A 2765-nucleotide genomic window follows, 5' to 3' on the forward strand; every position below is an offset into this window, starting at 1 on the left:
TGTAGCTGCATTTTGTATATCAAGGCCGTTTACAACTTTTTCAATGGTTGTGGTGCCTTTTAGTGTAATCATGCTGTTGTTGTCAGCTTTGGCACCAGTACTCTTTTTTTCAGTTTCAGAGCCGGTTATTGTTAAATTTTCGCTAACGATTTTGCTACCAACTGTTGTATAAAGCCCAGTTACCATATTTTTAATGGTTGTTGTGCCTGTTAATTCAATAATAGTATTCGGCAAGTAGGATTCTATACCAGTACTATTGGTATTTTTTTCGTTCTGAGAGCCCGTTATTGTTAAATCTTTACTAACGAGTTTGCCACCAGTTATTGCCCTAAGACCGCTGCCAGCAATGTCTTTAATGGTTGTTTGACCCGTTAATTCAATCACGCTATTAGCACCATCGACGAGTATACCAATGCTGTCTTCTTTAGCTTCAGGAAGGATTATCGTTACATCTTTTGCAGTGACTTTACTGCCCTTATTTACCCGAAACCCGTTTGCAACTTTTTCAATGGTTGTTGTGCCTGTTAATTCAACTGTACTATCAGGATCTGTGGTTGTTACACCAGTTCCTTTATCGTTTCCTTTTATTTTTAAGTCTTCGCTGGTGATTTTACCACCTGTTTTTGCTAGGATCCCATCCATAGCTTTTTCAATGGTTGTTTCCCCTTTTAACGTAATTTCGCTACCAAGATCTGTAGATGTTACACCAGTTTTTTCAGATTCAGGAGCGGTTACTTTTAAATCCTTGCCAATGATTTTTCCACTATTTGTTGCTTTAATAGCATCATAGTGTTTTTCGGATGCGTCGTCGGAGACGTCTTTTACTTCTTCATTACTTGTAGCACTGAGGACTGTCGCATATGCGCTGAAATGAGAGCTAAACAGCATGATAGCTACGGCAGCTGTGCCGGATAAAAGAGATTTTTTAAACATTTAGATATTTTCCTTAACTTATAAGCCCCATGCATTCCTCCCCCGCTTACAAGAAGGATATCAAATGAATGGTTTTCTACTTTGGGGACCAATAGATTGTTTTTATTTTTATGTAAAGTAGAAAAATATTTTTTTGTAAAAATACATAATGTTTTGAGTATTATTCATTATGAAATAAATATAAATTATTTTATAATATTAAAAATTATTTATATTTATTTGATTTTAGATCATAGTGTTATTATTGTGCATTATTTAGAGATAAATTTTATTGAGTTATAAAAAGAAACAAGAAGAGAGGAAATGAGCAATAAAGAATAGCAGTATCCATGCTGCTGTGGATATACAAAAAAGAAAGTTTGTCGTTTGACAGGAGTTTTTTTAAGTGGGAATAGGTGGAAATTTATGATTTTTTTATGACTAATTTTCACCATTAAATGCGCGTTTTATCAAAATGGATTTTGACATCTAAAAAAGAGTGAAAATGAGAAAAAACTGTGATTCAATGGAAAATAGGAAAAGGCTTTGAAGATTTAAAAAAACTCTGTGAAAGCCTAGAAGACCGCCTTTTAAGCCCCTTTGAAAAAAATCTATAAATTGTGAAGTTTGCTCCAAAATCAGCCCAAAAAGCAAAAAAAGATATAATATGTTAAAAACAAAGTGTTATTAAAAATCTTAATGTAAGGAGAAATGCCCCTTCATTTTCCATTGTATAATGATGGTTAGGTTGGATTTGTGTAGTTCTTGAGTGCTTTTCCAACCTCTATTTGACGTTTTAAATGCAATTTTAAAAAGAGGCAAGGTAAGCTCTATTTTTTCTCTGTCTTTGATTTTTTGAACAAGCTCTTGTAACTTTTTATCAAGCTCTGCTACGAGTTCCGCTATATCTTCAGGGGGAAGTTTAATTGTTGCATTTTTGTTACTTGATTGATTCCTTTGTCTGGGTGGCAAATAGTGATGGGGATGTTAGTGTTAAACCGGCAAGTCCTTTTGCTGCCGCCATGTTTATCAAACGCGACAAGCAAAGGGGCGGTGTTTTTTGGTTTCCCTCCAACCAAGATGTCAAAGGCATTTTAGGAACAGCGCGCCCCATTAGCTATTTTGATGGGGAAATCGATCATGAGGCAAATCGCCTTAACCAAGCCGATATTGCTACCTTTATTCCAGCACGGCTTAGCCAAAATGCCCATGGAAAAATTGTCGCCAATGGACGTATTTTATGGGGCAAACACACCACCTCCAGTGACCCATTGAGGCGCTTTGTCAATGTGGTGCGCACCCGTGCAGCCGATGGCAGGGCTTGGTGGGAGTGCGCTGCGTCTTCTTCGCCCAATGACTTTACTTGTGGGGGCTTTACGAGGGATAGCTGTTTCAGGTGCGGCATTTTCTGCCTCGTTTGGCTTTATTGGGACAGTGATCGAAGTGGTTGGGGCAGGTATTGCCTCTGTTGTGGGGGGTATTTTTACTCCGATCGGGGCTGTCGTTGCTGCTGTTGTGGCGGTCATACTGGCTGCTGGTTTTGCTTTGTGGAAATATTGGGACCGTTTTTCTTCTTTTATGAAGGGCTTTGCACGGGGGGTATCTCGGGCTTTTGGGCAAGCCTTTGAAGCCGTCATGCGCTTTTTTGGTGCTGATACCACCACCATCACCAAATGGAAAAATATCATTGCTGCTGCTTTTGATTTCTCTCAAACTTGGCAAAAGTTTAAACAAGAGCTTAGCGCTGTTGTCGAGTGGTTTGGCAATTTGTGGGAAGGCGTTAAACAAAGCTTTTCCAACTTTTGGCAATGGTTGAAGAGTTTTTTTACACAGGAAAAGCTCTCGGAGAGTGC

Annotated in this window: 4 pseudogenes; 2 read left to right on the plus strand and 2 right to left on the minus strand. The window is 38.4% G+C overall.

Annotation, left to right across the window (positions count from 1 at the left end):
* Positions 1–933: pseudogene (locus ACFINU_RS05400) on the minus strand (autotransporter outer membrane beta-barrel domain-containing protein); the annotation flags it as partial.
* A gap of 722 nt (positions 934–1655) precedes the next feature.
* Positions 1656–1851: pseudogene (locus tag ACFINU_RS05405) on the minus strand (transcriptional regulator); the annotation flags it as partial.
* On the opposite strand from ACFINU_RS05405, the pseudogene ACFINU_RS05410 reads away from it, so the two are divergent.
* Positions 1848–2222, plus strand: a pseudogene (locus tag ACFINU_RS05410) (phage tail protein); the annotation flags it as partial. The pseudogenes ACFINU_RS05405 and ACFINU_RS05410 sit on opposite strands and share 4 nt — an antisense overlap.
* Positions 2200–2765 (plus strand): annotated as a pseudogene (locus tag ACFINU_RS05415) (phage tail tape measure protein); the annotation flags it as partial. The pseudogenes ACFINU_RS05410 and ACFINU_RS05415, both read left to right, overlap by 23 nt.

Origin of the sequence: Bartonella sp. AC130YNZD (genome assembly GCF_042196865.1) — a bacterium.
Classification (GTDB): domain Bacteria; phylum Pseudomonadota; class Alphaproteobacteria; order Rhizobiales; family Rhizobiaceae; genus Bartonella.